General features: G+C 69.5%; 25 protein-coding genes and 3 pseudogenes. 19 read left to right on the top strand and 9 right to left on the bottom strand.

The annotated features are described in order from the left end of the window. Positions 1 to 95 precede the first annotated feature (95 nt). A pseudogene (locus tag MXD61_RS28525) lies at positions 96 to 845 on the top strand (CPBP family intramembrane glutamic endopeptidase); the annotation flags it as partial. A gap of 62 nt (positions 846 to 907) precedes the next feature. On the opposite strand, the gene MXD61_RS18480 reads toward MXD61_RS28525, so the two are convergent. The 3 genes from MXD61_RS18480 to MXD61_RS18470 form a co-directional block, all read right to left on the bottom strand. After that, entirely contained in the window at positions 908 to 1,510 is a 603-nt protein-coding gene (locus MXD61_RS18480) for a hypothetical protein (protein WP_248814731.1), read from the bottom strand. Continuing rightward, complete coding sequence (locus tag MXD61_RS18475; RefSeq protein ID WP_248814730.1) at positions 1,510 to 2,154, bottom strand: TetR/AcrR family transcriptional regulator; 645 nt, start codon at positions 2,152 to 2,154, stop codon at positions 1,510 to 1,512. Before MXD61_RS18475 ends, MXD61_RS18480 begins: the two co-directional genes overlap by 1 nt. A gap of 130 nt (positions 2,155 to 2,284) precedes the next feature. Beyond that, complete coding sequence (locus tag MXD61_RS18470) at positions 2,285 to 3,610, bottom strand: MFS transporter (RefSeq protein ID WP_285223317.1); 1,326 nt, start codon at positions 3,608 to 3,610, stop codon at positions 2,285 to 2,287. 222 nt (positions 3,611 to 3,832) lie between these two features. Between MXD61_RS18470 and MXD61_RS18465 the strand changes: the two genes are divergently transcribed. The 7 genes from MXD61_RS18465 to MXD61_RS18435 all read left to right on the top strand — a co-directional run bounded on the left by MXD61_RS18465 (position 3,833) and on the right by MXD61_RS18435 (position 8,575). Beyond that, positions 3,833 to 4,339: a MerR family transcriptional regulator gene (locus MXD61_RS18465; RefSeq protein WP_248814728.1), complete on the top strand. Its 507-nt coding sequence runs from the start codon at positions 3,833 to 3,835 to the stop codon at positions 4,337 to 4,339. Further along, entirely contained in the window at positions 4,296 to 4,634 is a 339-nt protein-coding gene (locus MXD61_RS18460; RefSeq protein ID WP_248814727.1) for a hypothetical protein, read from the top strand. Before MXD61_RS18465 ends, MXD61_RS18460 begins: the two co-directional genes overlap by 44 nt. A 158-nt stretch (positions 4,635 to 4,792) precedes the next feature. After that, positions 4,793 to 5,239 (top strand): peroxiredoxin, encoded by a 447-nt coding sequence (locus MXD61_RS18455; RefSeq protein WP_248814726.1) that lies wholly within the window; start codon positions 4,793 to 4,795, stop codon positions 5,237 to 5,239. Positions 5,240 to 5,438: 199 nt separating this feature from the next. Continuing rightward, entirely contained in the window at positions 5,439 to 6,074 is a 636-nt protein-coding gene (locus MXD61_RS18450) for a nitroreductase family protein (RefSeq protein WP_248814725.1), read from the top strand. A 311-nt stretch (positions 6,075 to 6,385) separates the two neighbouring features. Continuing rightward, positions 6,386 to 6,544, top strand: a complete 159-nt coding sequence (locus MXD61_RS18445) for a hypothetical protein (RefSeq protein ID WP_248814724.1) — start codon at positions 6,386 to 6,388, stop codon at positions 6,542 to 6,544. A 268-nt stretch (positions 6,545 to 6,812) separates the two neighbouring features. After that, positions 6,813 to 7,463 (top strand): SigE family RNA polymerase sigma factor, encoded by a 651-nt coding sequence (locus tag MXD61_RS18440; protein WP_248814798.1) that lies wholly within the window; start codon positions 6,813 to 6,815, stop codon positions 7,461 to 7,463. After that, the gene (locus MXD61_RS18435) at positions 7,460 to 8,575 is read left to right on the top strand and encodes a hypothetical protein (protein WP_248814723.1); all 1,116 of its coding nucleotides are present in this window, start codon (positions 7,460 to 7,462) and stop codon (positions 8,573 to 8,575) included. The genes MXD61_RS18440 and MXD61_RS18435 overlap by 4 nt, the downstream gene beginning before the upstream one ends. Positions 8,576 to 8,673: 98 nt before the next feature. On the opposite strand, the gene MXD61_RS18430 is transcribed toward MXD61_RS18435, so the two are convergent. Next, positions 8,674 to 9,546 (bottom strand): helix-turn-helix transcriptional regulator, encoded by an 873-nt coding sequence (locus MXD61_RS18430; protein ID WP_248814722.1) that lies wholly within the window; start codon positions 9,544 to 9,546, stop codon positions 8,674 to 8,676. Positions 9,547 to 9,648: 102 nt separating this feature from the next. Here MXD61_RS18430 and MXD61_RS18425 point away from each other — a divergent pair, with 102 nt between their 5' ends. The 3 genes from MXD61_RS18425 to MXD61_RS18415 all read left to right on the top strand — a co-directional run bounded on the left by MXD61_RS18425 (position 9,649) and on the right by MXD61_RS18415 (position 13,601). Next, complete coding sequence (locus MXD61_RS18425) at positions 9,649 to 10,362, top strand: SDR family oxidoreductase (RefSeq protein WP_248814721.1); 714 nt, start codon at positions 9,649 to 9,651, stop codon at positions 10,360 to 10,362. Between the two features lie 380 nt (positions 10,363 to 10,742). Further along, complete coding sequence (locus MXD61_RS18420) at positions 10,743 to 11,981, top strand: MFS transporter (protein ID WP_248814720.1); 1,239 nt, start codon at positions 10,743 to 10,745, stop codon at positions 11,979 to 11,981. A gap of 249 nt (positions 11,982 to 12,230) precedes the next feature. Next, entirely contained in the window at positions 12,231 to 13,601 is a 1,371-nt protein-coding gene (locus MXD61_RS18415) for an APC family permease (RefSeq protein ID WP_248814719.1), read from the top strand. A gap of 22 nt (positions 13,602 to 13,623) precedes the next feature. On the opposite strand, the gene MXD61_RS18410 is transcribed toward MXD61_RS18415, so the two are convergent. Continuing rightward, positions 13,624 to 14,673 (bottom strand): hypothetical protein, encoded by a 1,050-nt coding sequence (locus MXD61_RS18410; protein ID WP_248814718.1) that lies wholly within the window; start codon positions 14,671 to 14,673, stop codon positions 13,624 to 13,626. A 236-nt stretch (positions 14,674 to 14,909) separates the two neighbouring features. On the opposite strand from MXD61_RS18410, the pseudogene MXD61_RS18405 reads away from it, so the two are divergent. The 4 genes and pseudogenes from MXD61_RS18405 (at position 14,910) to MXD61_RS18390 (ending at position 18,202) form a co-directional block, all read left to right on the top strand. Then, positions 14,910 to 15,526, top strand: a pseudogene (locus MXD61_RS18405) (YdeI family protein). Positions 15,527 to 15,742: 216 nt separating this feature from the next. Next, positions 15,743 to 16,108: an SRPBCC family protein gene (locus tag MXD61_RS18400; protein ID WP_248814716.1), complete on the top strand. Its 366-nt coding sequence runs from the start codon at positions 15,743 to 15,745 to the stop codon at positions 16,106 to 16,108. A gap of 159 nt (positions 16,109 to 16,267) precedes the next feature. Next, positions 16,268 to 16,486 (top strand): type II toxin-antitoxin system HicB family antitoxin, encoded by a 219-nt coding sequence (locus MXD61_RS18395; RefSeq protein ID WP_248814715.1) that lies wholly within the window; start codon positions 16,268 to 16,270, stop codon positions 16,484 to 16,486. 126 nt (positions 16,487 to 16,612) lie between these two features. After that, complete coding sequence (locus MXD61_RS18390; protein ID WP_248814714.1) at positions 16,613 to 18,202, top strand: ATP-binding protein; 1,590 nt, start codon at positions 16,613 to 16,615, stop codon at positions 18,200 to 18,202. A gap of 251 nt (positions 18,203 to 18,453) precedes the next feature. Here MXD61_RS18390 and MXD61_RS18385 read toward each other — a convergent pair whose 3' ends face one another. Then, on the bottom strand, positions 18,454 to 18,669 hold the full coding sequence (locus tag MXD61_RS18385; protein WP_248814713.1) for a flavodoxin: 216 nt from the start codon (positions 18,667 to 18,669) through the stop codon (positions 18,454 to 18,456). A gap of 130 nt (positions 18,670 to 18,799) precedes the next feature. Beyond that, positions 18,800 to 19,174: pseudogene (locus tag MXD61_RS18380) on the bottom strand (phosphotransferase); the annotation flags it as partial. Between the two features lie 178 nt (positions 19,175 to 19,352). Between MXD61_RS18380 and MXD61_RS18375 the strand changes: the two are divergent. Together MXD61_RS18375 and MXD61_RS18370 are read left to right on the top strand one after the other, a co-directional pair. After that, entirely contained in the window at positions 19,353 to 19,571 is a 219-nt protein-coding gene (locus tag MXD61_RS18375) for a type II toxin-antitoxin system HicB family antitoxin (RefSeq protein ID WP_248814711.1), read from the top strand. Continuing rightward, a complete protein-coding gene (locus MXD61_RS18370; RefSeq protein WP_248814710.1) occupies positions 19,571 to 19,789 on the top strand; it encodes a type II toxin-antitoxin system HicA family toxin in 219 nt (72 codons plus the stop codon). The genes MXD61_RS18375 and MXD61_RS18370 overlap by 1 nt, the downstream gene beginning before the upstream one ends. A gap of 39 nt (positions 19,790 to 19,828) precedes the next feature. Here MXD61_RS18370 and MXD61_RS18365 read toward each other — a convergent pair whose 3' ends face one another. Next, on the bottom strand, positions 19,829 to 20,155 hold the full coding sequence (locus MXD61_RS18365) for a flavodoxin (RefSeq protein ID WP_248814709.1): 327 nt from the start codon (positions 20,153 to 20,155) through the stop codon (positions 19,829 to 19,831). 391 nt (positions 20,156 to 20,546) lie between these two features. Between MXD61_RS18365 and MXD61_RS18360 the strand changes: the two genes are divergently transcribed. Both MXD61_RS18360 and MXD61_RS18355 read left to right on the top strand, forming a co-directional pair. Beyond that, positions 20,547 to 21,116, top strand: coding sequence for a hypothetical protein (locus MXD61_RS18360; protein WP_248814708.1), 570 nt, complete (start codon positions 20,547 to 20,549; stop codon positions 21,114 to 21,116). A 13-nt stretch (positions 21,117 to 21,129) separates the two neighbouring features. Beyond that, positions 21,130 to 21,474, top strand: coding sequence for a hypothetical protein (locus tag MXD61_RS18355; protein WP_248814707.1), 345 nt, complete (start codon positions 21,130 to 21,132; stop codon positions 21,472 to 21,474). A 50-nt stretch (positions 21,475 to 21,524) separates the two neighbouring features. Here the strand turns inward: MXD61_RS18355 and MXD61_RS18350 are convergent, their stop codons facing one another. After that, positions 21,525 to 22,718 (bottom strand): MFS transporter, encoded by a 1,194-nt coding sequence (locus MXD61_RS18350; RefSeq protein ID WP_248814706.1) that lies wholly within the window; start codon positions 22,716 to 22,718, stop codon positions 21,525 to 21,527. Between the last annotated feature and the right edge of the window lie 167 nt (positions 22,719 to 22,885).

Genomic DNA, 22,885 nt, shown 5'->3' with positions numbered 1-22,885 from the left:
TTTCGCGACGACCGCCGCCCGATGTGCCGACCGGCCCGCCGCGCTGATCATGTGGTGACCGGCCGGACAGCGGCCGCATCGACCCGGAGGTCCCCATGCCCGCCACCGCGCTCCCGCCCGCCGCCATCCCCGTCGTCCGACCCGCGCCCGACTCGTTCACGGTCGGGTCCGAGCCGGATACGCCCAGGCCGCGAGCGGCCACGTCCGCCCGCCGGACGGCGCTGCGCCAGGCGGCGGCCTACACCGTGCTGGCTCTGGGGGCCGAGACCGGCATCGGACTCGCCTTCCGGGGCAGTTCCAGCCCCGCCGCCCCGCTGCTGTCGATCCTGGTACCGGTGCTCGCCGTCGTCGCGGTGACCCTGACCGTGACGCCCCGCGGCCAGCGGCGGGCGAGCTGGGCCGGCGTCGGCCTGCGACGGGCGGGAGTGCGCTGGTGGCCGGCCGCGATCCTCGTCCCGGCGCTGATCATCACACTCCCCTACCTGGTCGCCTGGATGTTCGGGCTGGTCACCTTCCATGATCTCGGCCAGATCGGACCCGACCTGCTCTTCGGGGGCGTGGTGTTCTCCGTGGTCATCCTCGGCGAGGAGATCGGCTGGCGGGGATTCCTGCTGCCCCGCCTGCGCGAGGTGACCTCACCGCGGCGGGCCGCCGTCCTCACCGGTCTGCTCCACGGTCTGTTCCACGTCCCCCTGATCACCCTGACCTCCAGCTACGACTCAGTCGGCAGCCCGTGGCTGGTCGTCCCGATCGTGGTGGTCACGATCACCGCCGCCGGCGTCTTCTACGCCTGGCTGTGGGAGCGCGGCGCGAGCGTCTGGCCGGTCGCGATCGCGCACAACGCCGTCAACACGGTCATCGACGCCGCCGCCACGACCACGCTGACAACGTCACCGGTGGCGCTCAGCTACGTGGCCGGCGAGTCCGGTCTGGTCACCATGGCCGCGGTCCTGCTGGTGGCGGCGGTCCTGCTGAGGCGGTCGACAGTCGCCAGGATGTCTCGGCGGACCAGGCCACTGCCGGCGCGGATGGCCGCCCAGTAGAGGGCGAACCTGATACGGGTGGCCCGGTCCGTCGGATATCCCCGGGTCTCCGTGCTCAGGATGGTGCCCGCCGGGCCGGAGCGAACGTGGAAGTCGGTGAGGTACTTGACCCAGCCAGCATCGTCGAAGGCGGTGAAGTCCTCGATCGAGGAGACCTCGACGCGGCTCGAAGTACGCTGCCACGGACGTGCGATGGACGCACCGAGAGCGTAATGCGGCGCCTGGACGGCGACCAGGGTGATGGGCCCCTCCGTCAGCAGGGGCCGGGCTGTGGGCATCTCTCGTGAGCCGAGGTGCCGCAGGATGACCAGGGGTCTTGCGACCGCAAGCTGATCCAGCGTCAGTCCGGTGAGGGCGTCCCAGACATGGCGAGGATCGGCGGGAAGTACCCGCGAATGCCGTTCGCGGAAGTGGTACACCGGCATCGTCGTCTCAAGAAGCGTGGGCACTCGCAGCTCCGTGACCATCAGTAGGAATCCTCTGTTTGCTGGCCTGGTTGTGGGCCCTGCCGCGCAGGCCCGCGGTGGTCGGGAAGGCTCAGCGTGGAAAGGACCGACCGGAAGACCCGGTCAACGACATCGCCTGCCACCGGGCTGTCGGTGACGAGGAACAGCTCGGCCCAGACCATTCCAAGCAGGTGCGCGTGGACCTCAGGCGCCCCGATCGGCTGACCGGTCCGGAGCTCGCCGCGAGACCGGGCCCGGGAGAGAATGCTGGCGATCAGGTCGCGCTCGGCTCTGATGAACCGGGCCTGGAACCGGCGGCGGACCTCCGGGGTGGTCTGCAGGTCCGCGACGAGACCGGGCAGGGCGTTGCGCGCGACCGGCGTGTCCAGCAGGGCCACGACGTGCTCGACGAGGGCGTGCAGATCGGTGGCGAGGCCACCCTGGTCAAAACGCCGGGCGTCCAGCTCAGTCCCATGCACGACGGCGGCGAACACCAGCTCTGGCTTGGAGGACCAGCGCCGGTAGATCGCAGCGCGGCCGGCACCCGCCAGGCCACTGATCCGCGCGATCGAGACGTCGGCGTAGTCGGTGTCAGCCAGCAGCGTGCGCACCGCCTCGAGCAGCCGCACATCGACCACGGCCTCCCGCGGTCGACCCCGTGGCATCGCCATGCCTCCTTATATACGGAACCGCTGTTCCCGTAAACAACGAGCTGTGGGCTCAAACCTGGCCAGGCCAGGCTGACCGCTGTCCACCGCCGACCGATCTGGAACGGCGACGAGGGAACATCCATGGTCACCCTGGTAAGTCGGTCGTGCGGGTGACCGGCTTCCTGATGTCGGCCTGGGTCGGGCCGACGAGTGGGAGTTCCCGATGTTGACGGCGAAAGTCGGGGAGAAACACGAAGAGCAGCAGGGCGGTGGCTGTGCAGGCGAGGCCGCCGGAGACGACGGAGGTGGCGTCGCCGAGCACGGAGGCGACGGTGCCGGCCTCGAGGTCGCCGAGACGCGGTCCGCCGGTGACGACCGAGATCTGAAGGCCGGTGAGCCGGCCTCGCAAGGCGTCGGGAGTCGAGAGCTGAAGGATGGTGGAGCGGAACACGGCAGAGATGACGTCGGCCCAACCGGCCACGGCAAGGAGGGCCAGGGCAGCAGGGAGCCAGGTGACAAGTCCGAAGCCAGCGATGGCAAGACCCCACACGATCACCGAGACAGCCACCGCTCGGCCCTGGCGTTGGACGCGGCTGACCCAGCCGGTGGTGAGCGCGCCGACAAGCGCGCCGACCCCGGGGGCGGCGTAGAGAAGGCCGACAGTGGCGCCGCCGCCCCCGAAGACCGTGGTGGCCAGGGCGGGGAACAGGGCTCGGGGCAGACCGAAGACGGTGGCGCCGAGGTCGATCAGGAGAGCTCCCTGGATGACCTGGCGTCCCCGGACAAAGCGGATGCCCTGCGCGAGCGAACGCAGGCCGGGGCGTTGACCGTCACCGGTCGGGGGCTGGGGACTGATCGCCAGCGCGGCGAGCGCGGCCGCGGCGAAGGTGGCGGTGTCGGTCCAGTACACGAAGCGGACGCCGGCCCCGGCGAGCAGCAGGCCGGCAAGCGCGGGGCCGACGATGAGGCCGACGTGGAAAACCGCCTGGAACAGGGCGCTGGCTGCCGGCACGTCGCGGCGGCGTACCAGGTTGGAGACCACCGCGCCGATGGCCGAGTCCTCGAAGGTGCCGAGCCCGCCAGCCAGCACGGGGCAGACGAACAGCGGCCACAGCGCAGGCCGGGACGACGCGTTGAGGGCAAGACCGGCGCTGAGCGCGGCCATGACCGCCGAGACGGCGACGAGGAGGCGACGCCGATCGGCGTAGTCCACGATCGTCCCGCCGATGAGCGCCCCGGCGAGCAGCGGTCCAAGGGCGGCGAGCGAGACCAGACCGACCTCGAGCGACGATCCAGTCAGCGTGTAGACCTGGTACGAGACAGCCACCGTGGTCATCTGGGTGCCGAGCACCGAGACCGCCTGGCCGGCGACCAGCACCCGAAGACCCCTGGATCGGCGTAACGGTCCGACGTCGATCAGCAGGCCCCGACACAGTCCACTCAGCCGGCTCGGGGAGCGGCGCCGGATCATGGCGGGCACCGGCCCCCTACCCGTGACCAGCCGGGACGACACCCCGCGGGACCAGCGGTGTCCTCCGCTTCCTCGACCCTGCAGCGGCTGCCACCGGAGCAGTGGCGACCACACGGCTCGGGCACGGCCCTCGGGCTGTCGACTGGACTCCGACCATGGTGCGATCTTGCATGTTCAAGCCGGCTTGAACACAAGTGGTTCGGGTGCAAGACTTGGCCAGCCATGAACGACAGTGACATGCAGACTCAGGCAGCCAGCGAAAAAGAAACCGATCCGATCCCCATCGATGAAGTGGCCCGTCGGCTCGGGGTGCGCGCCTCGGCAATCCGTTACTACGAGGAGCGAGGCCTGGTGCAGCCCGTCTCCCGGCGGTCCGGGCGACGCTGGTACGGGCCGGCCGAGATCCGCCGGCTGGCCATCATCCAGTACTGGCAGCGCACCGGGCTGATGAGCCTCGAAGAGATCGGTGACATTCTCGCCGGCCCCGCCGCCACCCGAGGCTGGGCCCACATCGTCCAGGAACGCGTCGATACCCTACGCCGCCAGGCTGAACGCATGAACGCCGCCAGCGATTACCTCGAGCACGTGCTCTCCCACCACCGTGACTCCCCACCTGACGGCTGCCACCACTACGAATCCCGCATCCTCCACATGCCTCTGACCACGGTGGGGACAGACCTGCCCGGTGAACCACTCCGTCCTTCACGGAGCGGTTCCGCAGGCCGGTAACCCGCCCTCGGAAAGGCACCTCATTAGTCGATGCCCCGCCGCCACCAAGGTCGGATTCGACCCGTTCCCCGAAAACTTCTTCCACTACGCGGTCATCGAGGGAGCCCGACCGCCCCTGCGCCACCACCAGGCGTCCTTCCAGGTCCTGCCCGGCGAGGACGGGCGCAGCCGACTCCGCTGGATCACCGACGTCCTGCCGGCCAGCCTGGCAGGCCCGATCGAAGCCCGCACCGCGCACGGCATCAAGGAGATGAAGGAAGTCCTCGAACTACCGGCCACCGCCCTGGGCCGCTGACCGCACCGTCCGACGCACGCTGATCATCCGTCGCCGCCGACCGCTCATTTCGTGCAGACCGCCACCGGGCCGGGATAGTGTCGAATACACACCGTCGCGTCGACGGCCCTGGTGGCCAAGGCGGTGCCGGTAGTCCAGCCGAGGTGAGGAGCACACAGATGCTACGTGTTGGCGACATCGCACCGGAATTCGAGCTCCCGGACGAGACCAACACTCCGCGCCGACTTTCCACCCTCCTGGCGGCGGGTCCGGTCGTTCTGTTCTTCTACCCGGCGGCGATGACCAAGGGCTGCACCGCGGAGAGCTGTCACTTCCGGGACCTCGCGGCCGAGTTCGCCAAGGTCGGTGCGCAGCGGATCGGCATCAGCACCGACACCGTGGCCAAGCAGAAGGAGTTCTCCGACAAGCACTCCTTCGACTACCCGCTGCTGTCGGACGCCGACGGCACCGTGTCGCGGGCGTTCGGCGTGAAGCGGCCGATCGACCTGCTGCGAGTCAAGCGCGCCACCTTCGTGATCGGTACCGACCAGGTCATCATCGAGGCCATCGCCAGCGAACTGAACATGAACACGCACGCCGACAAGGCACTGGCCGCCCTCGCCTGAAGTCAGCCATGAGCCGGGGGCGCCGACGTGTCACGCAGGGCACGACGTGCCGCCTACGGCTCCGTCTCAACGGCGCTGTCCCTGCGCCGTGACCGCGCGCTGAGCGAACCGGTGGCGGAGGTGGCATCGCACGCAGTCGGGTGAATATTCTTCACCATCACGATTGACAAAACGCTGACAGGTGTGAGGTCCTCGTGTGATGCCTGTCGTCGCCCGTTACGGGGATCCCGCCGCGACCCTCGACCTGCTCAACGACGTCCTGCGGGTGCAGCTCGCGCACCGTTCGGTACGCAGCTTCGGTCCGCGCGACGTCAGTGAGGACGAGCTGGCCGCGCTGGTCACGGCCGCACAGTCCGCCTCGACCTCCTCCAACCTGCAGGTGTGGAGTGTGATCGCGGTGCGCGACCCCGAGCGCAAGGCCCGCCTGGCCACGCTCGCCGGCAACCAGCAGTTCATCGCGCGGGCCCCGCTGTTCCTGGTCTGGATCGCCGACCTCAGCCGGGTCCACCGACTCGCCGAACGGGCCGGAACCCAAGTGGCCTCGGTCGACTACCTGGAGACCACCATCGTCGGTTTCGTCGACACCGCCCTGGCCGCGCAGAACGCCGTCATCGCCGCCGAGTCGCTGGGCCTGGGCACCGTGTTCGTCGGCGCGGTCCGCAACCGCCCCGAGGAGATCGCGTATGACCAGCGACTGTCCGCCTACAACACGCGTTTTGGCCTGGACGGCGCCTGGAGCGACCGGGTCCTCGCCCGGCTGGCGGGCCCGGAGTCGATGGCGGGCCGCCACCGCCTGCGCGAAATCCTGACAAGGCTGGGCCTGCCCTCCCGCTGACCCGGTCCACGCGGGCGGCGGGCTCCCTCGGCTAGTAGCGATAAAGATTGAGCAGCATGTTGGTGTCCGGGACCACCAGGCCCGTCACCAGCGCATTTTGTCGTCGACGTCCGACGGCGTCCGGTGCCCCTCGCATTCGTCGAAAAGGCAAAGTCCGGGCGATGGCCCGGTGACGGACCCCGGCCCCGAGACTTTCAGTGCGCGGCACACCTCGTCCATCAAGATCAAAAAGGACGTCCCCGTCAACATCGTTGATTATCTTGCACATCCTGGTTTCCGTGCACGACACCACCCCTGAACAGAAGGTCAACATGGCTTCTATCAGGCATGAAGTCGTTGTCGCCCTGCCCGCGGAGCAGGTGTGGAACGCTCTGCGTCACGTGGGAGCGGTGCAGCGGCGGCTGCTACCGGGACGGGCGCTGGGCGTCAGCCTCGACGGCGACGGGCACAGACCAGGCTGGCAGCGGTAGCGGCGTCGAGTTCCGAGCAGGCTCCGCCGTGCCACGGCGTCCACCTCGCCAACGACCGACAGCGACTCACGCAGAGGCCTCCTCCCCTGCGGGCACACGGCGGCAGATGCTTCCCTTTCGGGCCAGTGGTGAACGACCCGACCCGGTTTCGTCCGGGACTCAACCTTTCGGGCGTGCGCAGGCGTTCAGAACCCCGAACACGAACGGCGGCCTTGTGCGCCGCCGACGGATCGGAGGCGAGAGTGCCTGAGTGGGAAGGCAGCGAGGGTTGCGCGACGACGAGGAACGGGCGTTCGAGGAGTTCGTCGAGCGCACGGCGCAGCGGCTGCTGCGTTGCGCCGTGCTGCTGACGGGAGACCGCGGCGCCGCCGAGGACCTGCTGCAGGGAGCACTGGAACGTACGTACCGCCACTGGCATCGGATTGGCGCGCAGGCACCCGAGGCGTACATCCGCCGAGCTCTGGTGAACGCGGCGACCAGCCGGTGGCGGCGTCGGCGTTTCCATGAGGTCCCGCTGCTCACCGACGACGCGTGGACAGCCGATGCCCGCATCGCCGACCACGCCGAGGTGTTGTCGCAACGTGATGGGCTGATCCGCGCGCTGCAGGCACTGCCACCCAGGCAGCGCGCGGTCATCGTGCTGCGCTACCTGGACGACCTGCCGGAGGCCGAGGTCGCCACGGCGCTCGGCTGCTCCGTCGGTTCGGTGAAAAGCCACGCCTCACGCGGCCTCGCCCGGCTGCGGGAGAGCACCCATCTGTCGCTGCCACCGGACGATGACGCCGCGGCCCAGGCAGACCCGGCGGCGGACCCCGGCGCCAGCCGCAAGGCCTCCGGCCGGGCTGTGACCTCCTCCCACAGCCGCGTCACCGCCGTCGGCGGCGATCACCCGACGGCCGCGACCAGGAGCATCCGGTGACGACAACCCCCACCTCGCCGTTCGAACAGGCCGTCGCCCGCGAACTGCGCGCCCTCACTGCCGGAATCACCATCGGCAGCGGCCTCGCCGACGCCACTCGGGAGCGTTGTCGGCGCCGGCGGCGCGCCCGGCTCACCGTGGCCGCGGCGGCCCTCGCGGTCCTGGTCTTTCTCGTCCCGGCGGGTCTGCTGCTGCACGTCGGCGGCGGTGACGGTGTTGCGCCCGCAGCGAGTTCGGCGGCGGCCGCTGCCCATCCCGTCGGCGTGCCCATCGCCAGGCCCCCGACAGCAGCCCCGGGCGTGTCCGGACCGGTGATCGGCGGCGTCACCATCCCCTGGCTGCCCACCGGGCTGACGCCGGGCGGTACGTCGGTAGGCATCGCGACCGACCCGCGGGACACCCGGTCCGGCGTCCGTTCGTACCGGGCCGACTTCTCGACGACCGACGGGCCGGTCGGCTTCGTGTCCTTGCGTGCGGAGTGGGGGCCGACCGGGACCCTCGACGAGGTCGCGGAGCGTGCTCGGGCCGGCGGCTCCAGTTTCGACTCCTATTCCCGTACCACCGTGCGCGGTCATTCGGCGATCCAGCGAGGCAACGCCGCCAAGGCGGAGTTCGGCTTCACCTGGATCGAGCGTGAAGGCCTGGTCCTCACCGTGGAGGGCGGTACGCCGATCACCTTCGATGAGATCCGCCGGGTTACCGACAGGCTGGTCGTCGCCACCGCGCCGCCGGCCACCCCGGATCTCGACGCGGCGGTCCAGGCCGCGGCGAGCCGGGCACTGCGAGCCGGGGTTCCCGCGGCCGAGGCCATCGGCGCCGTCGACGCCCCCAATGCAGCCGCACTCATCGCGGCCAGGACGACGTTCGCCGCCGCCTTCCCGGGTTTCGCGAGCACGGCCCATGTCAGGCTGCTCGCCACCGCACCCCGGGCCACCGACCGCGTCGACATCCAGCTGTCCCTGACCTTCAGCGACCCCCGGCTGCAGGCATACTCGGGCGGGCCATCCGCAAGCACAAGGGTCTTCGGCGGTGAGGCAGTCCGTACTCCGACCGGCTGGAAAATCACGCAGAACACGTACTGCGAGGCCGTCACGATGATCTGTCCACCCTGACCAAGGACCGGTCCGGCGATCGAACACGCTGCCCGCCTTCATGGCACGCGCCGGCAGGGTCACCCGGCCGGGCAGGCGGCCCCGTACTACCCGCCGGACTACCCGCCGGAGCCAGTGCCGGCCGGCTGCGGTGCCTGCTGGGAGTCGAGGACGCGGAGCAGGTCGAGCGCTGCCGCGGCCGGGCTCCCCGGCTCGGCCGTGTAGACGACGAGCCGCTGGTCAGCCTCGGGCAGATGCAGCACGTCGCAGTCGACCTCCACCAGCCCGACCGCGGGATGGGCGATCCGCTTACGCGCGCTGCGGCGCTGGGCGGCGCCGCGCTGCTGCCAGCGCCGCTCGAAGTCCGGGCTGATCCGGCGCAGGTCGGCGATCAGGCTGCGAACACCCGCGTCCCCAGGGTAGCGGGCCGCAGCGACACGCAGGTCAGCCACGATCTCGTCGGCCCAGGCGTCTTCTTCCTCCGGGGTGCGGACCAACCGGCCGGGTGGGCCGGTAAACCGCCACCAGGCCACGTTACGGTGCCCGGATGGCCAGGTCGTGAAGTCGCCGAGCAGGGCCACCGCGAGCGGATTCCAGGCGATGGTCTCGCCCTTCGCGTCGCACAGGATCGCCGGATCGGACAGCCTGCCGATCAGTCGCAGAACGCTGGGTCGGACGGTGCCGTCGATGCGGCCGGCACGCGGCGGGTGGGCGCCCGCCAGGTCGAACAGATGGTCGCGCTCGCCCTCGTCAAGGCGCAGCGCCCGGCCGAGCGCGGTCAGCACCGACCCGGACGGATGCGGACCGCGGCCCTGCTCGAGCCGGACCAGGTAGTCGGGCGAGATGCCGGCGAGCAGCGCCACCTCCTCCCGCCGCAGCCCTGGGGTGCGTCGGCGTGGCCCCTGGGGCAGCCCGACCTCGTCCGGGGTGAGCCGGGCACGCCACGTCCTGAGCATGGCTGCGAGTTCGGCGCGGTCCATGGTTTCCAGCATGCACCCCACCCTCAGATCTCCCCGCGATCCGCTGCCTGGGATCGTCGGTCCCAGGCTGAACGGTCCCTGGCTGGGTTCCGCGTCCTGCCACACAGTGAACCCATGACCGACATCGTTTTGGTTACCGGGGCGAACAAGGGACTGGGCTACGAGACGGCACGCCGGCTCGGCGAGGCGGGCGCCACGGTCCTGCTGGGAACGCGTGACCCTGAGCGCGGCAGGGCAGCCACGGCCACGCTGGCCGCGGCCGGCATCGATGCCCGTTGGGTCGCCGTCGACGTCACCTCCGACGAGGCTGTCGGGAAGGCCGCCGCCGAGATCGACGCCGAGTTCGGCCGTCTTGACGTGCTCGTGAACAACGCCGGGATCATCGGGGCGCGGGTCCCGGTTCCCGAGGTCCGGCCGGAGGACTTCCGGTCCTGCTACGAGACGAACGTGTTCGGCCCGGTGCGGGTGACGCAGGCCTTCCTTCCGCTGCTTGCCCGATCGGGACTCCCCCGGATCGTGATGGTGTCCAGCGGAATGGGCTCCCTGACCGTCACCACGGACCCGCAGCGGTTGGAGTCGAGCATCCACAGTCTGGTCTACCCGTCCTCGAAGGCCGCACTGAACATGATCACAACCCAGTACTCGAAGGTCCTTCCCGGGATGAAGGTGAACGCGGCCGACCCTGGTTACACGGCGACCGATCTCAACGGCCGTTCGGGGCACCAGACCGTCGAGGAGGGCGCGGAGATCATTGTGTGGCTGGCGACGCTGGGGGCGGACGGGCCAACCGGCGGCTTCTTCGACCGCCACGGGCGCGTCCCCTGGTAGATCGGGCACCCGTCACGTGCCGGCCGCGGGGCTTCTCCCTGCGCGAGCAGCATTCTGTAGCGCCCTGATCGTCGGCCTCCAACCAGTGCCATCGCGGTGGCCAGCCCGCGCCCAGGCAGGCACCACGATATTCAGGCGTTCCTGGGCGGCCGCGGCGGAAAGGCGTTCTCCAGGGCCGTTGGTTCCGCTTTACCGGACCGATCCCACTGACACAGCGTAGCCAGAATCGGCGGCCGGCACGTTCCGACCGTGATCCGCGGGCGGGCGTGGTCAGCCACCATCCGCTCGCCGTGAAACCCGATGATTTTCTTTCCGAGAGCAAGCCCGCACACGGTTGACGCGACCTCGGCGTTGAGATGGTGGCGCATACAATTCCGCCGGTGAGCGACGCCGCGGGAACCGAGACAACTGCCGATGCGCAACAGGAGGTTCCCCTCCGGCACAACGAGGGCTTCCGTATGCTGTGGATCGGCCAGCTGCTCTCCGACACCGGCTCGGGGATCGGCTTGCTCGCCTACCCGCTGCTTGTTCTGGCGCTGACCCACTCGGCGGTGCTCGCCGGAGTGGTGGGGACGTCGCGGGCAATCACACTGCTGTGCCTGCAGCTACCCGCCGGGGCGCTCTCCGACCGGTTCGACCGGCGGCGGACGATGATTATCTGCGACATCATGCGCGCGGTCCTGCTGGCCCTGCTCACCATCCTGATCGTGACCGATCTCGCGTCCTGGCCGGTCGTCCTGGTCGTCTGCCTGATCGAGGGGGGCGCGGGCGCCATCTTCAACCCGGCGGCGGCCGGGGCACTGCCGAGAATCGTGCCGGACCGACAGCTGGAGCAGGCCTCGGCCGCCACCGAGGCCAGGACCTACACCGCCGCTCTGGCCGGCCCGGCGCTCGGCGGGGCTCTTTTCGGGCTGGGTCAGGCCGTCCCGTTCCTCGCCAATGCTGTCTCCTACGTTGTCTCGTTCGGCACGGTGAACAGAATCCCGGGGCAGTTCCGCCCGGAGAACGCGGCCGAGCGCAAGGCTCTGTGGCGTGAGGTGGCCGACGGCTTGCGGTTCGTCTGGCGAGTGCCGATCCTGCGCGCGGTGGCGATAACGGCACCCCTGACGAACTTCGCCTTCACCGGCATGATCTTCACCGTCACGCTCGCGCTGCGTCATCATGGCACCTCCACCGCGGTGATCGGCGTGCTCCAGGCGACCATCGCGACCGGTGGACTGCTCGGCGCCCTGCTGGCACCTCGGCTGCAGGGGCGCCTGCGCCTGGGAACCCTGGCCACCACGATCACCCTGGCCGGGGCCCTGCTGTTCGGTGCCGCGGCACCGCTGCTCCCGTCGCCGCTGGTCGCGGCGCCGATCGCCATCGCGCTGCTGCTCGCGCCGGCCGTGAACGCCGCGCTGTTCGCCGTGACGCTGCGCAGCGCCCCGGCGGAGATGCGCGGCCGGGTCATCAACACCGTGGTGATGGCGACGACCGCGTTGGCGGCGCTGGCGCCGCTGACCGCCGGGCTGCTTGTCCAGCACGTGTCCGGTGCCTGGGCGGTGGGCACCTTCGCCGCCACGGCCGCCGTCGCGGCCGCGCTGTGCCTGCTCCTGCCAGGTCTGCGCCATGCCGCATGAGCAGGGCCGCATGAGCAGGGCCGCATGAGCAGGGCCGCATGAGCAGGGCGGGCGCCAACAGGCGAGCTGGCGGCCACGGTGTCAGTATTCGGCCCGGGGGCTGTCGGCCCGGCGCTCCCGACGGCGTGGCGGGCAGCGACCAGCCCACGGATCAGGGGCGGCCACATGATGAACGGGCGTCCGAGCGCTGCCAGCCGGACGGCAGCCGGCCAGGCCCGCGGGGGCGGCGCGACCGAGGACGAGACGGCGGTGACCGGGCGAACGGAACACGCCACCCAACCCGCCCTGGCCCGCGTCCTGAGTGGGCGGATGCTGTTGTTTCTCGTCCTCGGTGACGTTCTCGGATCGGGAATCTACGCGCTCACCGGGCAGATCGCCGCCGACGTCGGCGGGATGATCTGGGCACCGTTCCTGATCGCCTTCGCCCTGGCCTTCCTCACCGGGACGTCCTACGCCGAGCTTGTCGGCAAGTACCCCCGGGCGGCCGGCGCGGCGCTCTACGCCAACGAGGCGTTCCGCCGTCCGTTTCTCACCTTCATGGTCGGCTTCACCGTGCTGTCCGCCGGTATCACCTCCACCGCCACGGCCGCACGGGCCATCGGGGGCAAATACCTCGCGGAGTTCATGACGGCTCCGACGGTCGTCGTCTCGGTCGTGTTCATCCTGCTGACCGCGGTCCTCAACGCCCGTGGGATCGAGGAGTCGGCCCGGGTGAACCTGGTGCTCACCGTGATCGAACTGGCCGGACTGCTGCTGATCGTCGGGATCGGCGTGGACGCACTGGCCACCGGCGCGGGCGAACCGGGACGGGCCTTCGAACTGCGTACCGAGGGGTCCGCCCCGCTCGCCCTGCTCGCGGGCACGACACTCGCGTTGTACGCGATGCTCGGCTTCGAGAACTCGGTGAACCTCGTCGAGGAGGCCCGCCGGCCACGCCGGGACCTGCCCCGGGCGCTGTTCGGCGGCCTGTTCATCGCCGGCACGGTCTACCTGTTCGTCGCGTTCACCTGCGCGATGCTGGTCGATCCCGGCATCCTCGCCGGCTCCGGTGCCCCGCTGCTGGAAGTGGTGAAGGCCTCCGACGTGCCGGTGCCGTCGAAGCTGTTCGCCGCGGTCGCGCTGGTCGCGGTCGCCAACACCGCCCTGATGAACATGGTGATGACCTCCCGTCTCGTCTACGGCATGGCCGTTCAGGGCTCGATCCCGGCCGTCTTCGCCCGGGTCCTGCCTGGCCGACGCACCCCGCTGACAGCGATCGGTTTCGTGACGGCCCTGGCGGTCGCGCTGGCCAGCACCGGCCAGCTGGCCGGCCTCGCCGACACCACCGTCGTACTCCTGTTGCTGGTCTTCTTCGTCGTCAACGTCAGCGCGCTGGTGCTGCGACGCGAGCCCGCCCCGCCGGGCGCCTACCGCGCCCCCACCTGGGCCCCGGCGCTCGGCGCGCTGTCCTGCGCGGTGCTGGCCTCCCCGCTGGTCCACCGCGAGGGCACCGTCTACCTGCGCGCCCTCGGCCTGCTCGCCTTCGCCGCGGTCCTCTTCCGCGCCCAGAAGGTTGTCGGCGGCCGGTTCCGCGCGGGTGAGCTGTCTGGTGCCGCCGGACCGCCCCCGTCACAGCCGTGAGGATCTGATGGCCTGCCACAAATCACACAGAGGTGTCTGGCCGGATCTCCAACAGGGAGCGACGGACCGGGCCTTCGGCGCCGTACTTGGAGTCCATCGCGGTGGTGACGCCGACAGCGCGCGGGTCGCGACCGCGGTCGAACGCGGCGAGACACAGCGGCCGGTGGCCGTCCCAGTCGAAGCCGACGACCCGGCGGGGCAGCCGGACCGGGACCTCCGCGCGACCGCCGGTGTTGCCGGCACCGATCTGGGCGAGGTCGTGTAATAGCTGCTGGTCGCTGAGAAACAGCGCGCCGCCGTCCACGACGTAGGCGGACCGCCGGTCGGCCTCGAAGTCGGCCGGAGCGGCGGCCGGCCAGTCCACGATCAGGCCGAGACGCCAGTGTTCATCGAGAGTAATCGTTTCCGGGCTGTCCCACAGCTGGTCGAACGCGGCGTTGACGTAGAAGCCGAGGCCACCGAGCACGCTGGTCTCGTAATGGCGGACATTGCTGCCGTCGCGGTTGTCGGAGTCGCCGAAGAACGAACAGATCGCCTTGTTCCCGGCCAGGTACAGCCGGGCCGGCGGAAGCGCGGAGAAGACCTTCAGTTCGAAGGTGTGCGCGGTGCTCACCGACAACGTCTCCGACCAGTCGTGGAACGCGAGCAGGACGCCGAAAATCGCGGCCCGGGCGTCGTGACGACCACCCATGTCGGAGGTTCTCTGCCGGGCCGCGTCACTCGACGGGTCCAGGACGAGAATCTGCACCAGAACCCGGGCATCGATGGCCCGGTGCATCACGCCCAGGAACTCGCTCCGGTGCACCGGCTCCATCCCATACGGCCAGGCCCCCATGATCTTGATTCCGTCGGCGGTGTCGGACATCGCGTTGAGGAACCGACGCTGGGGGAAGGTCAGGTGCACGACGACCTCGGGTGTCTGCGCCCGCTCGATCAGCGGTTGGAGCACCAGTACGGTGACGACCGCGCCGACGGCGGTCGCGCCGAGGTTCATCAGCAGGTCCGACAAGAACGTGTCATCGGTGGCCTTCGCCCACAGAAGGATTCCTACCCCGACCGCGGTGAGCCCCATGATTGTGATGCTGTAGCGCATCCTGCGCCGTACTACGGACAACGCCAGCCGCCGGATCCTGCGCACCCCGCTCCCGCCCGGGCCCGGACCACGGCGCCGACACCCACTTCCTCGGCGCCATGCTCTCACACGACGCCCGCCGAAGCGGTGTATTCCATGACATCACCGCCGCGAAGGCCCCCTCCCGCCAGGAGGTGCGGAAGGGTGCGTTCCGGGTGGTGCGTGCCGTCTGACCCATGGAAGTACCTCACCGACGGCTTGTCCCGTACCGCCCTGGTCACAGGCGGACCGTCGTCGCGCCGGAAATTCTGACTGTCGCCGACCGCGTCGCGTGGCGCTCCTGGCTCGACGCGAACGAGGACGTCTCCGACGACGTCTGGCTGGTCCTGGCCAAGAAAGGCACCACGTCGCCGGCATCGTTGCGCTACGACCTCGCGCTCGAGGAGGCGCTGTGCAGCGGCTGGATCGATGGGCAGAAGAAGAGCCGGGACGCCGCCACCTTCCAGATCCGCTTCACCCCATGCCGTAAGGCGTCACTGTGGTCGCAACGCAACACCACCCTGGCGGCGCGGCTGATCGACGAGGGCCGGATGCGGCCTCGGGGCCGGGCCGAGGTCGAGCGCGCGCAGGCGGGCGGACGCTGGGACCGGGCCTACCCGGGGGCGGCGGACGCCCAGATCCGACGACCTGGCCGCCGCGCTGGCGGCATCCACCACGGCCAGCGCCGCATTTGTCGCCCTGACCGGGCGCCGATCGCTACTCCCACCTGCACCGCCGGCTGACGGCCTCGAACCCGTCGACCCGCGCCACCCGGCTGGCCGCCCTGCTCGCGACGTTGGAGGGTGGCCGTTGACGTAGCGATCTCCGGTCAGCTACGGCATCAGCCTCGCGGCCCCTGGATACCCGCAACCAGCTAAAACAAGATCAAAGCGTTACCTGACCAGTTACCCCGCACACTTGCCGGCCGATATGCTTTCGAGGATTTCCTCTGTACTACACCACCCCTGAACAGGAGATCAACATCGCTTCTATCCAGCATGAAGTCGTTGTCGCCCTGCCTGCGGAGGAAGTGTGGGACGCGCTGCGCGACGTGGGAGCGGTGCATCGACGGCTACTACCGGGACGCGTGCTGAACGTCAGCCTCGACGGAGACGTCAGAACACTGACCATGCCGGACGGGCACCTGGTGCGGGAACTCATCGTCACCGTCGACGACGAGGAACGCCGGCTCGTCTACGCGGTCATCGAGGGCGCCCGCCCACCCCTGCGTCACCACCACGCGTCCTTCCAGGTCCTGCCCGACAGCGACGGGCACAGCCGACTCCGCTGGATCACGGACCTCCTCCCCGACAGCCTGGCGCCCCTGATCGAGGCCCGCACCGCACACGGCATTAAGGAGATGAAGGAGGTACTCGAACTGTCCGCCACTACGTGATCACGACCGTGTCCCCGTTCCATGCGGGTGACCTGCGCGCAATACTCCTAGCTCCGGCGGTAGCGCTTGACGTGGCGGCGGTGGCGTCGAGGTCCTGGCGGCTTCACGGGCCGCGGCGAGCGATCCGGCCCAGGACGGCGTCCGCGATAGTGTGGATGTATGGCGGCGTCACGCACCACCACGGTTACCGTCCCGATCGTCGTCGAGCGTGCCGAGGATGGCGTCTGGTGCGTGGATGCTCAGCTACGTCCAGGTGTCGGCGCCCACGGCGAAGGCACGACCGAGCAGGAGGCGCTGGACGACCTGCGCGAGGCGCTCATCGGCCTGATCGAGGAGTTCGGAGTTCCCCGGGAGTTGTCCGTCACTGTGGCAGCCTGATGCCTTCGGTTCCATCCGCTCGAGGCATCCGCGTCGTCCGAGCGCTTGAGCGCCACGGCTTCAAGGCGGCTCGGGCCAACGGCAGCCTCCACATCATGCGTCACCCCGACGGGCGGAGAATGGGCGGTGGCTCGCACGTTCGGCACGGCTGGGCCGTGCGTACCAGGCAAGCACTTCATGATCCCGGCATCCGCACGGCTCCCCGAGGTGCCCGACCTGGTCGCGAGGGAGAACTACTTTGTCCTGCATGCCCCGCGCCAGACCGGCAAGACGACAGCTCTGCAGGCCCTCGCCACCGACCTGACCGCGAGTGGTCGCTACGCGGCGGTCGTGCTGTCGATGGAGGCCGGGCGTCCCTGGCCGGATGACATCGGCGCCGCCACCCGGGCGATCCTCGGACGCGCTCGGCGCACCGCACGGACCAACCTGCCAGCCGAGCTGCGTCCGCCACCATGGCCGGACAGCTGGGACGAGGCGCTCCTGTCCGAAGCGTTTGCCGCCTGGGCCGAGGCATGCCCGAAACCGCTGGTGTTGTTCCTCGACGAGATAGACGCGTTGAGCGGACAGACCCTGCTCAGCGTCCTCGGCCAGCTGCGCGACGGCTACCGCGACCGGCCTTCCGGCTTCCCCTCCTCGATCGCGCTCTGCGGCCTACGCGACGTCCGCGATTATAAAATCGCGTCAGGTGGCGACTCGACCAGGCTCACCTCGCCCAGCCCATTCAATATCAAGGTGATCTCGCTACGGCTGAACGACTTCACCCTCAACGAGGTCCGCGCCCTCTACCAGCAGCACACCGCCGACACCGGCCAGAACTTCACCCTCCAGGCCGTGGAATACGCCTACGCCCTGACCATGGGCCAGCCTTGGCTCGTCAACGCGCTCGCCCACGAGATCGTCGATCGCATGAAGATCCCCACGACGACGACGATCACTGCCGACCATGTCGACGAGGCCGAAGAACGACTCATCGTCGCGCGCGAGACTCATCTGGACTCCCTGCTCGACCGGCTCCGTGACCCCCACGTACAGCGGATCATCGAACCAGTTCTCGCCGGCACGGAGGTCAGGTTCGATCCCTTCTCCGACGACCTCGCCTACACCACCGACCTCGGCCTCGTCCGACGGACCGCGTCGACGGTCGAGATCGCCAACCCGATATACCGCAATGTGATCACACGAGTTCTCGCCGATGGACTGTTCGACGGCGTTGCCGGCGCACCACAGCCACGTTCGTTTGTTCTCGCCGACGGCCGCCTCGACCTACCCGGACTGCTCGAACGTTTCACCGAGTTCTGGCACCGGACCGAGGACGTCCTTGCGGCCGACGAGCCCTACCGCGAGGTGACCCCCCACGTCACGCTGCTTGGATACCTCGACCGCGCTATCAATGGCAGCGGGTTCGTTGACCGCGAGTACGGTGTGGGCCGCGGCGCCATGGATCTACTCATCCGCTGGAGCCACACCGGGCCCGACGGCAGGGCTACTGTCCAGCGCGAGGCGCTGGAGGTCAAGACCCACCGCCCTGGCGACGCCGACCCGACCCAGGCCGGCATCCGCCAGCTCGACGGCTACCTGCTACGCCTCGGACTGGCCACCGGCCACCTCGTGATCTTCGATCAGCGACCCGCCGAACGCAAACGCGTCAGCACCGAGCTGGGTACCCAGATCGCCATCAGCCCCACCGGGCGCACCATCGCGGTCGTGCGCATCTGACAGCCCTGCCCAGCCAGAGGGCCTCCTCCACGAAGGCGCACTGACGTCCGCCGCAAAGCCTTCTCGACTTGCGTACCACATCGATCGCTGCACGATCGGGATGCGTTTGGGGACGTAGGTCCTCAAGCAGACGCACGGGGGCAACATCGGGGCCGATGGTCAGCCAGATCCGCCGCGCCCCGAGGGACTCCGGGCGGCTGGCCACTGGACCTGGGCAGGCGGGTGGAGCCCTGAGTCCTGGCCCGTCCAGATCACGTGAGCATCAGGCTGGCGGCGACCGTTGCCCCGAGCTCCCAGCAGGCCTCGCGCACCGCGGCGTCCGCCTCGCCGACGATCGACAGGGGCTCGCGCAGGCGCTTCCATTTCAGGCCGGTGGCGATCGTCTCCACGCTCCGGACCGCGCCGGTCGTGTCGCTGCCGCCGTGGACGTACAGCGCATACGGCCGGCCGACGGTCGCCTCAAGCACCGGGTAGTAGATCTGGTCGCAGAACTTGCGGAAAGTCGTGTACGTCGCGCGGTCACACTACGTGTCGCGAGAGCTCGTCGCCGCTGCCTACGGGAGGCCCTTTCCAACGCCGGGGTCTGGCAGCGACATGTCAGGGACCGACCTCCCAGAGCCGACGGTAGAAGGCGGTCCGGTCATCGTCCGGCGCGACACCATAGGCATCCAACAGAACGTGCTCCCAGCCGGGGCCGTAGTTCCACTCGGTGCTCCAGGTGGCGACCGCTAGATCCGCCCACCGGTCCGCCACCCCCAGCGCGCCGAGGTCCACATGCCCCGACCAGCGTCCGTCCTCGCCCAGCAGAGTATTCGGGGCACAGGCATCGCCCTGGCAGACAACGAGCACGTCCACCGCGGGGGCGTCTGCCGCGAGATCGGCCAGGCGACGCCGGTGCTGCGCAGTCGTCGCCCGCGCCGACGCCTCGGCCAGCCGATCCGCCACCGACCAGGAGAACGGACACTCCGCCACGATCGCACTAGGCATCGGCACATCGTCGTCCCCGGGTGAACCGGCAAACACCTGGTCATCGTAGCCAACCCCAGGCCACGCTGTCCGCGACCCGGTGGTGACGCCGAGTTCCAGGCGAGCAGCGCGGATCGCGGCGAGCGATCAGTGTTGAAGGCTGCGTCCGCGATATCGTGGGTGCATGGCGGCGTCGCGCACCACCACGGTCACCGTCCCGATCACCGTCGAGTGTGACGAGGACGGCGTCTGGTGCGCACATGCCCAGCTGCGTCCCGGTGTGGGCGCCCACGGCGAGGGCGCGACGGAGCAGGAGGCAGTGGACGACCTGCGCGAGGCGCTTGTCGGCCTGATCGAGGAGTTCGGGGTTCCCCGAGAGCTGTCCGTCACCGTAGCGGCCTGATGCCTCCGGTCCCCTCCGTCCGAGGCATCCGAGTCGTCCAGGCACTGGAGCGGCACGGCTTCAAGGTGGCGAGGGTCAACGGCAGCCATCACATCATGCGACACCCGGACGGGCGTGGCACGACGGTCCCGGTGCACGGCACCCGCGATCTGGCCAAGGGCACCTTGCGCGGCATTCTCCACGACGTCGGCCTGACGATCGACGAACTCGCCCCCTAGCAGCCACGCCGACGACGGGGGCGACCAGAGGGGTCCAGGTCACGCGGACATCAGGCTGGCCGCGACCGTGGCCCCGAGCTCCCAGCAGGCCTCGTGGCCCGTGGCGTCCACCTCGCCGACGATCGACAGGGGCTCACGCAGGCGCTTCCACTTCAGACCGGTGGCGATCGTCTCCACGCTCCGGACCGCGCCCGTGGTGTCGGAACCACCGTGGACGTACAGAGCGTATGGCCGGCCGATAGTTGCTTCAAGGCAAGGGTAATACGCCTGGTCGCAGAACGTGCCGAAAATCGAATGCGCCGAACCGCTACACAGCGTGTCGCCCCTCTTGATCTCCTCGCCCGCCCGCCCGTGACCGTGCGCCACGACGGCTGGGTCTTCCCGCGGTCGAGCGTCGCCTTCCGTTGGTGATCGAGGCGGAGCCGGCAAATGCTCGGGCGGGAAACCGCACCCGGCCGGTGGACCTGGCTGATCGTCCAGTGCGCCCTGGTCGCGCATCTGGAGCAGCCCGAAGCAACCTCGACGCGACGCCGGCCGAAGACCAGGAAATCGGTTGCCCGGAACATCTTTTCCGTGGTTTTCTTGGGGCGGGTTGAGCAGTAGGGAGCATGCGTACTCCGCCATCGTCCAGACACCCCGGGCCGGAAAGGACACCAGCATAACCGGCACCCTCGAAATATGTGCAGACGCAACCACCCATCTCCGACCGAGATTACTTCGGGCAACGTCCGCCCTCGACCGAACGGGAAGCGATCTCATGCGCGTCATTCATTACTCCCGCACGTTCCTGCTGCCGGCAGCACTCGTCTGCCTGGTGGTTCTCAGCAGCCCCGGACTCAGCCACGACACGCAGCAACTCGGCTCCTACGCACCGACCGTGACGTCCTTCTCGACCGAGCTCACCGTAAGCGACGGCACTCTCCAGGCGACGCCGGTGGCCCAGTCGACGTACGCCCGCAAGGTGTTCACCCCGCAGGCGCGGACGTTCGCCCAGTCCGACAAGAACGGCAGTCTCCAAGCCGCGTACAACTACGAGTCACCCGGGACCTTCTCCTGGCGATACAATGTCAACTCGGCTCTCTGTCAGGGGGGGGTGCTCGTGGGCCAGGCCGTGGCCAACATCTACAACAACGGCGGGCTGGTGCCGGCTACCCACTACTCAAAAACCGGCGTGAGCCCCTGCTACGGCTTCCACGCCTCCTTCCCAGGCAACAAGAAGATCAACAACAAGGGCAACTACCAGCTTTCCGGGGGTCTGACCTGGAAGCGGGGGAACGCCACCTACAACCTCGGTTTCGTCTTCAACTTCACCATCACCTACGTCTGATAGGCGCACCCACATGGCGAGTCTCCACGACCTGACAGCAGAAATATGGCGTGATCTCGGGCCGCACGCCGACGAGACGGTCTCGGTCGAGCCGGCAGGTGTGGTCCGAGTGCGTACGGGACCATCGAGCGAGGAGTTCTCGGTGGACGCCGACGACTCCGCGACCGACGCCACCTGGAAGGTCGCCGACCAGCTCCAAGCGATCCTCATCGAAGCTCGCCACCAGCCCGTTCCCACCTGCCCACGGCATCCGCGCGGTCATCCGCTCCGCGCCGTCGGGTCCGACGGCAGCCCTGTGTGGATCTGCCCGGAGGACGACGTCACGATCGCGACGATCGGACGGCTGCACACGACGTGAGGCCGGCCCGAATCACGCCGCCCGACCAGGGCCGTCGCTCGGCAGCCCGGTCACCACCATCGACCTACCCCTCGACGTGGCACGCGTAGGAGTCCGAAGCCGACACCACCGGCCAGTGCTGCTACGGCACCCAGGAGTAGCGGGAACTGCGCGCCCCGCGCGTCGAGCAGCGCTCCGCCGACCACAGCGCCCGCTGTGATTGCCACCTGGAACGCTGTGACCTGGAGCGACACCGCTGACTCGACGCTGTCTGGCTCGACCCGGCTGACCCACAGCTGCGTGGCCACCGGGACCATGTTGAACGCGAAACCCCACAGCACGATCCCGATCGCGAGCAGGCTGGAGGAGTTTGCCACGGCGGTGACCAGCAGGCCCGCACCCAGCAGGACCGGCGCCGCAGCCGCAAGCAGGCGCAGTCTCGCGGCGAACGCGCCGGCAAGGACATTGCCCGCCATGCCACCGAGGCCCCAGGCGACCAGCAGCCAGGTCGTGTGCTGGGAGCCCACCCGCTCGATGGCGAGCCTGATGTAGGGGTAGCTGGCAAAGTTCCCGAACGCGACCAGGCCGACGCATCCGATTCCCGCCATGAGCCGCCGGTTCCCGACCGCCCTGCGCAGCATCGGCAGGCCGGCCGACGGATGCGCCGGAACCGGTGGCAGGACACAAGCCAGCCAGACCGCGGCGAGGACGCAGAGGGCGCTCGCACCGGCGAACGCGGCCCGCCAGCCGACGCCGTTGCCGACGAGCGCGGCGAGCGGCACGCCCAGCGCCGTCGCGAGGCTCACCCCGAACGCGAGCGCGGTCGAAACGACCCGCGGCCTGCCGGGCAGAACCGTCGTCCCCACCCCGAAGGCGAAGGACCAGAAGCCGGCGAGTGCGATGCCGAGCAGGAGCCGTCCCAGCAACAGGACGGCGAAGTCCGGGGCGAGTGACACGGCGAGATTGGCGACCGCTCCGGCGGCCAGGAGCGCGACGAGCACCGTGCGCCGACTGGTTCGCGGGAGCACAAGCGCGACGGTGGGGGCGGTGACGGCACCGGCGATCGCGGTGACCGCGATCGCCAGGCCAGCGACACCGTCGCTGACACCGATGTCCGAGGCCATCGTCGGCAGCACACCTGCGGGAAGGAACTCGCTCGTCACGAGCGCGGTCGTCCCCGACGCGAGGGCGATCACCGGCAGCAGGGTCGTCGCCGGTGCGCCGGCCCCCTCGACCGACCGGCGGTCGGAGATCTGACTGCTCATGGGTTCACCGTGCAGCACACCCGGCCGACGGGAGCGATGGCGTGATCCTTCCCCATCTCCCGCGGCTTCGACCGCCACAACACACGTCCTGTTTGACATCCTCCCCGGCCTGAAGACCGGGGATTCCTACCCTCGCGGGCAGGTTTTCCTGTTTCACTGACAGACGC

The sequence above is a fragment of the Frankia sp. AgPm24 genome (assembly GCF_023243055.1).
GTDB classification, from domain to species: domain Bacteria; phylum Actinomycetota; class Actinomycetes; order Frankiales; family Frankiaceae; genus Frankia; species Frankia umida.
This window is presented reverse-complemented; position numbering and strand designations above follow the sequence as displayed.